This is a genomic window from Promicromonospora sp. MEB111, from assembly GCF_030209445.1.
Taxonomy (GTDB): domain Bacteria; phylum Actinomycetota; class Actinomycetes; order Actinomycetales; family Cellulomonadaceae; genus Promicromonospora.
Window position 1 is genome coordinate 1 of record NZ_JARVSD010000035.1, and the last position, 7,570, is coordinate 7,570.

Annotated in this window: 6 protein-coding genes and 4 tRNA genes; 7 read left to right on the top strand and 3 right to left on the bottom strand. The window is 71.0% G+C overall.

Going from position 1 to position 7,570, the window contains the following annotated elements; genetic code table 11:
• Nucleotide 1 precedes the first annotated feature (1 nt).
• Nucleotides 2–73, top strand: a tRNA-Val gene (locus QRN56_RS27555).
• Between the two features lie 62 nt (nucleotides 74–135).
• Here QRN56_RS27555 and QRN56_RS27560 read toward each other — a convergent pair.
• The 3 genes from QRN56_RS27560 to QRN56_RS27570 form a co-directional block, all read right to left on the bottom strand.
• The gene (locus QRN56_RS27560) at nucleotides 136–972 is read right to left on the bottom strand and encodes an MBL fold metallo-hydrolase (RefSeq protein WP_285108698.1); all 837 of its coding nucleotides are present in this window, start codon (nucleotides 970–972) and stop codon (nucleotides 136–138) included.
• Between the two features lie 31 nt (nucleotides 973–1,003).
• Entirely contained in the window at nucleotides 1,004–1,570 is a 567-nt protein-coding gene (locus QRN56_RS27565) for a dihydrofolate reductase family protein (RefSeq protein WP_285108700.1), read from the bottom strand.
• Between the two features lie 107 nt (nucleotides 1,571–1,677).
• The gene (locus QRN56_RS27570) at nucleotides 1,678–2,076 is read right to left on the bottom strand and encodes a PPOX class F420-dependent oxidoreductase (protein WP_285108702.1); all 399 of its coding nucleotides are present in this window, start codon (nucleotides 2,074–2,076) and stop codon (nucleotides 1,678–1,680) included.
• Between the two features lie 215 nt (nucleotides 2,077–2,291).
• On the opposite strand from QRN56_RS27570, the gene QRN56_RS27575 reads away from it, so the two are divergent.
• The 6 genes from QRN56_RS27575 (at nucleotide 2,292) to QRN56_RS27600 (ending at nucleotide 7,482) form a co-directional block, all read left to right on the top strand.
• Nucleotides 2,292–3,002, top strand: coding sequence for a S1 family peptidase (locus QRN56_RS27575; protein ID WP_285108703.1), 711 nt, complete (start codon nucleotides 2,292–2,294; stop codon nucleotides 3,000–3,002).
• Entirely contained in the window at nucleotides 2,930–3,172 is a 243-nt protein-coding gene (locus QRN56_RS27580) for a S1 family peptidase (protein ID WP_285108705.1), read from the top strand. Before QRN56_RS27575 ends, QRN56_RS27580 begins: the two co-directional genes overlap by 73 nt.
• A 190-nt stretch (nucleotides 3,173–3,362) precedes the next feature.
• Nucleotides 3,363–3,434, top strand: a tRNA-Gly gene (locus QRN56_RS27585).
• Between the two features lie 25 nt (nucleotides 3,435–3,459).
• Nucleotides 3,460–3,530 (top strand) — tRNA-Cys (locus tag QRN56_RS27590).
• A gap of 1 nt (nucleotide 3,531) precedes the next feature.
• Nucleotides 3,532–3,606 (top strand) — tRNA-Val (locus QRN56_RS27595).
• 360 nt (nucleotides 3,607–3,966) lie between these two features.
• Nucleotides 3,967–7,482, top strand: a complete 3,516-nt coding sequence (locus QRN56_RS27600; RefSeq protein WP_285108706.1) for a glycosyl hydrolase family 95 catalytic domain-containing protein — start codon at nucleotides 3,967–3,969, stop codon at nucleotides 7,480–7,482.
• Nucleotides 7,483–7,570: the final 88 nt, after the last annotated feature.

Genomic DNA, 7,570 nt, shown 5'->3' on the forward strand with positions numbered 1-7,570 from the left:
CGGGCGATTGGCGCAGCGGTAGCGCGCTTCCCTGACACGGAAGAGGTCACTGGTTCGATCCCAGTATCGCCCACGCGCAGAAGGCCCCCGGCCGGCGGAGACGCCGACCCGGGGGTCTTTCGCATGTGCGGGGTCCTAACCGGGCGTACCGCGGCGCGCCTTCCACCGGGCGAAGCCGGCGGCCTGTCCCTCGTGGATGTCGCCCACCCACTCCCAGCCGGGTTCGACCCCGCCGATGCGCGGGTCGTCGGGGGTGCGGCCGTCCCGCAGGGCGTGCAGGTACGCGCGGTCGAGCTCGATCCGGACGCGGACATTCTCGGTTCCGGCGACGGCGGAGCCGTGACCCGGGACGAGCACCTCGACGTCGCCCACGACGTCCTCCAGTGCCCGCAGCCCGGCGAGGTACTCCTCGACCGGGTCGCTCGCGTCGGTGAAGTCGCCGAGCATCGGGACGAAGACGTCGGACAGCATGTCGCCGGCGGCCAGGACGCCGCGGGTCTCGACCAGCAGCGCCGCGTGGCCGGGGGAGTGCGCCGGGTGCTCGATGATCCGGACCTCGGGGCCGTCCCATGGAATCCGCGCGGTCCCGGCGGGCAGCCCGGTGACGAGACCGAAGAGGTCCAGCGGGACGTCGTCGGCGATCTCCGGCGGGAGCCCCTGGGTGACGCGGGCCTGCCAGTCCGCGGTCGACCGGAGGTCTCGCAGGTCGGCGGCGCAGCGCGCGGTGCCGTAACGAGGGGGCTCGCCGAGCCCGGTGTGCCAGAGCACGTGGTCCCAGTCGGGGTGCGTCGAGAAGCCGGCCGCGACGGGCAGACCCAGCTCGCCCAGGTCGTTCGCGAGGCAGGCCATCTCGGAACCCGTGATCCCGGCGTCGACGACCAGCGCGCCGTCCTGGCCCCGCACGACGACGGTGTTGTTCCGGAGCAGCTCGCTCTGGTGCACCAGAACGCCGTCCGCCACCTGCGTCAGCATCGCGTCTCCTTCCGTCCGTCCGCGCCCGGCCTCAGCTGCCGGTCCCGGGCGGCCCGTCCATCACGGTCGGCACGTAGTCCAGCAGCTGCAGACGGCCGTCGAACGTGCGGTGCTCGACCAGCTCCATCGCCACGTCCGGGTACCCGTCGAAGATCCGCTCCTTGCCGCTGGCGCCCGTGACGACCGGGAACACGACCACCCGGTAGCGGTCCACCAGGCCGGCGAGCAGCAGCGAGCGGCACAGGCTGAGGCTGCCGAGGGTGCGCAGCGGGCGGTCGGAGGTCTCCTTGAGCTCGCGCACCGCCTCGACGGCGTCGCCGGTGACCAGCTCGGTGTTCGCCCACGTCAGCGGCGTCGTCAGCGTCGAGGAGAACACCACCTTGGGCATGTCGGCGAGCGGGTCCTCGGGAACGTCGGCCATCAGCTCGGTCATCACACGGTACGTCGTCGCGCCCATGAGGGTGGTGTGCTGGTTCTCGCCGTCCTCCCCGAGAAAGGCGAGGTACTCCGGGCCTTCCAGGCCCCAGAAACCTGGCCAGCCCGCCGCGGACGCGTAGCCGTCCAGCGAGATGATGAAGTCCACCATGAGCTTCTGCATCGGTCTCTCCTCGGATTCGGTGTGTGCCCCTGGTGACCGGCCACGCCGAGGAAACTCATCGGTGGACGGCGGCCCGCCGGCTGAACGGCCCGCCGTCCGGTGCCCGACTACTGCGTCGTGTAGTGCTCGATGCTCATCACGAGGATCACGCGGTCGGCGCTGTCCGCGGGCGGCTGCTGCTCGGCGTTGCCGTACCGCTTGCCCAGGTGGACGTAGAACTCGCCGGTCGGGTCGGGGACCACCTCGACGAGCTTGCCGCGCACCTCGATGTAGTTGAAGGCGTTCTCGTCGTTGAGGATCGCGAGGCTCATCGTCGGGTTGTGCTGCAGGTTGCGGTACTTGGCGCGGTACGTGGTGTGCGTGAAGCGCAGCGTCTCGCCGTCGAAGTCGAACCACATCGGGTTCACCTGGACCGTGTCGTCGGGGCGGATCGTGCCGAGGAACGCATAGTTCGGCGCCTCGAGCAGATGGATCAGGTGGGCGGGGATGATGTCGGAAGCACTCATGCCGCCGAACATAGCCCGCCCGCGCAAGCGTTGCCGCGGGTGAAACCGCCTCGAAGGAGGCGCTTTTCGTTTCCTGCCGGTTACATCTGCTTTGAGGTCTTGTGGGTGAAATGTGCCACACGTCACACTCGTGGCCAGTGAGACGGCGCGGACGGCGATCCGTCCTTGCCGAGCAGGACCCGCAGCCAGCGGGTCCATCACCCCAGGAGGATGCAATGACGTTCATTCGCACCGCTCTCCGCCCCGGTCCCGCCCGACGGGCCCGACTGATCGCACTCACCGCCGGGCTCGGCCTCGCGGTGTCCGGCCTGGCCGGACCGGCGGCCACGGCCGCACCCGACAGGCCCACCGCCGCCGAGCTCGCGACGGTGAACGCCGCCGTCGGGGCGGCGGACGTGGACGGCGTCGCCTGGTACACGGACCCGGCCACGGGGAAGGTCGTGGTCACCGCGGACTCGACGGTCACGGCGGCCGAGCTGAGCACGCTCCGCAGGGCGGCCGGCTCCGAGGCGGACGCGCTGACCATCAGGCGCGCACCCGGCACCTTCAAGCCGCTGCTGGGCTCGGGCGACGCCATCTACGGCTCGGGGTACCGCTGCTCCGTGGGCTTCAACGTCCGCAGCGGCAGCCAGTACTACCTGCTCACCGCCGGGCACTGCGGCAACGAGGTGCCCACCTGGTACACGAACTCCTCCCAGACCACCCTGGTGGGCGCGACCGTCGGCTCCAGCTTTCCCGGCAACGACTACGCGATCGTCCGCTACGACAACACGTCGCTGAGCCACCCCGGCGGCTACACGCGGGCAACGCCTACGTGGGTCAGAGCGTCACCCGGGACGGCTCCACGACCGGCGTGCACTCCGGCACCGTCACCGCGCTCAACGTCAGCGTCAACTACCAGGGCAGCGGCGTGGTGCGGGGCATGATCCAGACCACCGTCTGCGCCGAGCCCGGCGACTCCGGCGGCGCGCTGTACAGCGGGTCGACCGCCCTGGGCATCACGTCCGGCGGCAGCGGCAACTGCTCCACGGGCGGCACCACGTTCTTCCAGCCCGTCACCGAGGCGCTCAGCGCGTACGGGGTGTCCATCTACTGACGGGCGCCTGCCCCTGACCTGCCCGGGTGGCGTCGCCGGACGATTCCGGCGGCGCCGCCCGAGGGCTGCTCGGCGTCGCGAGACCCCGTGCAGGTGGCGCGGCGATTTCGATTGGACCGGCACGCCGTTTGTGAACTACTCTTCCGGAGCGTCACCACGCCGGGACCGAAGGGTCCAGGATGGTCATAGCGCGGATGTAGCTCAGTGGTAGAGCATCACCTTGCCAAGGTGAGGGTCGCGGGTTCAAGTCCCGTCATCCGCTCGATACCCGCTTTGGTGGGGAGCACGGTGGGTTGGCCGAGAGGCAAGGCAGCGGCCTGCAAAGCCGTATACACGGGTTCGAATCCCGTACCCACCTCGGGCGATTGGCGCAGCGGTAGCGCGCTTCCCTGACACGGAAGAGGTCACTGGTTCGATCCCAGTATCGCCCACCAGCAAGGCAAGGCCCTCTGGCCGGCGGAGACGCGGGCCAGGGGGCCTTTCGCATGCCTGGTGCCGGTGGACCCGCGTGAGGCCGGTGGACCCGCGGTGCCGACCGACTGGTGGCCGACGCTGCGGACGGCCGTCTGGTTCATACATCGGATCTCTTGGTACAAGGATCGGCGGATTCATCCCATCTGCTCGATAACCAGGCAAGGCGCAGCAAGGAAACATCAGCTGTTTGGTTGACACTGCTCCGGGCGCGTTGCTTGAATGCTCGCGAGCACTGCCCGGCGTCCACGGTGGCGCGGGAGACGACGACGACGTCGATGGTCCGGAGGCCGAGGATGACCTTCTGCTCGATCCCACTGCTGATGCGCCGACCCTCTCGGCGCGCGATCGCGGCCGCACTGGCGCTGCTGCTCGCCGCACCGGTGTCCGCCGCGGCGGTGGTCCCCGCCGCGGCCGCACCGGACGCCGCCACCCCCAGGGACACGACCGCCCCGAAGGACACGACAGCACCGGAGGACACGACCGTGCGGGACGACCGACCGCGCCTCGAGGGGGCGCCCGACACGATCTGGTTCGACGAGCCGCTCTCGACCGCCGGCGACCACCAGCGCAACTGGGAGCAGCGCGCGCTGCCGATCGGCAACGGTGCCATGGGCGCCGTCGTCTACGGGGGCGTCACCGACGAGAAGCTCCAGCTCAACGAGAAGTCGCTCTGGACCGGGGGACCCGGCGCGCAGGGCGGCTACGACTACGGCAACTGGACCGACGGCCGCGGGCCCGAGACGATCGAGGAGGCCCGGCAGCTCATCAACCGGTCGCCGACCGGCGGCATCGCACCCGAGACGATCGCCGACCTGCTCGGCAAGCCGAAGCTCAACTTCGGCTCGTACCAGACCTTCGGTGACCTCGACCTGACGATTACGGGCATCGGGGAGGCGACCGGCTACCGCAGGCAGCTCGACATCTCCGACTCGGTGGTGACCACCACGTTCACCGCCGACGGCGTCGGCTACACCCGCGAGTACTTCGCCTCCGCGGCCGACGACGTCGTCGTCGTGCGCCTGACGGCCGACAAGCGCGGCCGGATCGGGTTCGACGCACGGCTCAACCTCCCGGCCGGGCGCACGGCGGTGACCCAGACGGCCGAGGGCGGGCGGCTGACGACGGCGGGGCGGCTGGCGAACAACGGGCTGCGCTTCGAGTCGCAACTGCAGGTGCTCAACAGCGGCGGGTCGGTGACGGAGGGCGACGGGTCCATCGGCGTCCGGGGCGCGAGCTCCGTCACGCTCGTGCTCAGCGCCGCCACCGACTTCGCGATGGACCACGCGGCCGGCTACCGCACCGGCGTCGACCCCCACGAGCAGGTCACCCGGGCGGTGGATGCGGCGTCCGAGCGCGGGTTCAAGGCGCTTCTGAAGCGCCACCAGAGCGACTACCGGGGCCTCTTCGACCGTGTGGAGCTCGACCTCGGCGCCCGGCTCCCCGACATCCCCACCGACGAGCTGCTGGCGGAGTACCGGTCGACGACCGACGCCGAGAGCGCCCGGGCGCTCGAGTCGCTGTACTTCCAGTACGGCCGCTACCTGCTGGTCTCGTCCTCGCGCGGCGGCTCGCTCCCCGCGAACCTGCAGGGCGTCTGGAACCGGGTCAACAACCCACCGTGGGACGCCGACTACCACGTCAACATCAACCTGCAGATGAACTACTGGCCGGCCGAGACCACCAACCTCGCCGAGACCACGCAACCGTTCTTCGACTACGTGGACTCGATGGTCGCCCCGGGAACGCTGACGGCGAGCCAGATGTACGGGGCGCGCGGCTGGGTCGTGGGGAACGAGACCAACCCCTACGGGTTCACCGGGTTCCACCAGTACCCGCAGTCGTTCTGGCAGCCGGACGCCGCGGCGTGGCTGGCGCAGCACTACTGGCAGCACTACCTCTTCACCGGGGACGAGCAGTTCCTGCGGCAGCGCGCCTACCCGATGCTCAAGGCGGTCTCGGAGTTCTGGATCGACTTCCTCGTGCGCGACACGGACGGCACCTACGTGGTCACGCCGAGCTACTCGCCCGAGCAGGGCGACTTCACGGTCGGGGCGTCGATCTCGCAGCAGATCGTCACCGAGCTGCTGACGTCGGCCGGGGCCGCCGCCGAGCTCACCGGCGAGGACGACGCCGCCTACCTCGCAGACCTCGACGAGAAGCTGCAGGGCATCTACCCGGGCCTCGCCGTCGGGTCGTGGGGCCAGCTCAAGGAGTGGAAGGTCGAGCAGGCGCTCGACAACCCGTCGAACCAGCACCGGCACGTCTCCCACCTCTACGCGCTCTTCCCCGGGACGGCCGTCTCACCCGCCGCGACACCGGAGCTCGCCGAGGCCGCCCGCACCACGCTGGAGGGACGCGGCGACGGCGGGACCGGGTGGTCGAAGGCGTGGAAGATCAACTTCTGGGCGCGCCTGCTCGACGGCGACCGCGCGCACAAGCTGCTCTCCGAGCAGCTCAAGGGCTCGACGCTCGACAACCTGTGGGACGACCATCCGCCGTTCCAGATCGACGGCAACTTCGGCGCGACGTCCGGCGTCGCGGAGATGCTGCTGCAGAGCCAGGCCGGCCGGATCGACGTGCTGCCCGCGCTGCCGACGGCCTGGCCGGACGGCTCGTACTCGGGCCTGAAGGCCCGGGGCGACGTCGAGGTCGACGCGACGTGGGCGGACGGATCGGTCCGGCGGATCGACATCCGCCCCGCGAACGACGGCGAGCTGCGGATCGGGAACCAGATCTTCCAGCCGGGCCTGTTCACGCTGACCGACCACAGGGGCAGGCCCGTCGAGTCGACGGTCGAGGACGGCGTCGTGGTCTTCGAGGGGCAGGCCGGGAAGCGGTACGTGGCCAAGGCCACGGCGGCGCTGTCGGTCACGGCGCCCGCGACCGCGACGTCGGGCGACGAGCTCCCGGTCACCGTGCGCGCAGAGGCGATCGGTGCCGAGCCGGTCGAGGACGCGGCCGTGCTGGTCACGGTCCCGGACGACACGGCGCCGGGCTACCCGCAGTGGTCGGCCGAGCCGGCGGAGCTCATGTTCGGCACGATCCGGCCTGGCGAGAGCGTCGAGCGGACCGTCACCGTCACCGTCGGCGCGGGCAACGCCGCGCGGCAGTCGCCGATCACCGCGACGCTGACCGCGGGCGACATCACGCTCAGCCGCACGGTGGTGGTGGACGTCGAGCCGCCGACGCCGTGCCCGGTACCCGATCCCGACGCCACGCTCGTCGCGTGGAACCTCGGCGGCGACGCCGACGGCGACCAGTCCGGCAACGGCCGCGACTGGCGGGTCGAGGGCACGCTCGGCGTGCTCGCCGACGGGCCGACCGGTGCGGCCCAGCAGCTCGCGACGACGGGCTACGTCACGAGCGTCGAACCCTTCCCGCTCGGGTACCTCGAGGAGTCGACGTTCGCCGGCGAGTTCAGGATCGACAGCGGTCAGCCGGGCCATCGGCGCCTGTTCGACCACCGGTCGGCGAGCAGCGACTCCGACGGCATCATGATCGACACGACGCCGTCGAACAACGTCCGCGTCATCACGGCGGGCACGGGGACGACGACGAACGCCGTCGTCCCGACCGACCGCTGGTTCGAGCTGGTCGTGACCCTCTCGGCCACCGGCTCGATCACGGTGTACGTCGACGGCACGCAGGCAGCCACCGCCACGATCGGCGGCTACGAGGCGGCGAACGCGTGCACGTCGCGCACCCTGCACATCGGCGCGAACCGCGACGGCGGCGAGCGGCAGTCCGGCGGCGCCGACCGGCTGGCGATCTTCGGCCGTGCGCTGACGGCGGACGAGGCGGGCCGGTGGCAGGAGCTGGCCTTCCCCGGGAGCTAGGCCGCACCAGCCCTGTCCGTTTCGGCTGAGCCTGCGGTTCCGCTCCGGGCGCGTGCCTCGTTCCTCGGCCCGCACCCTGCGCTGCACC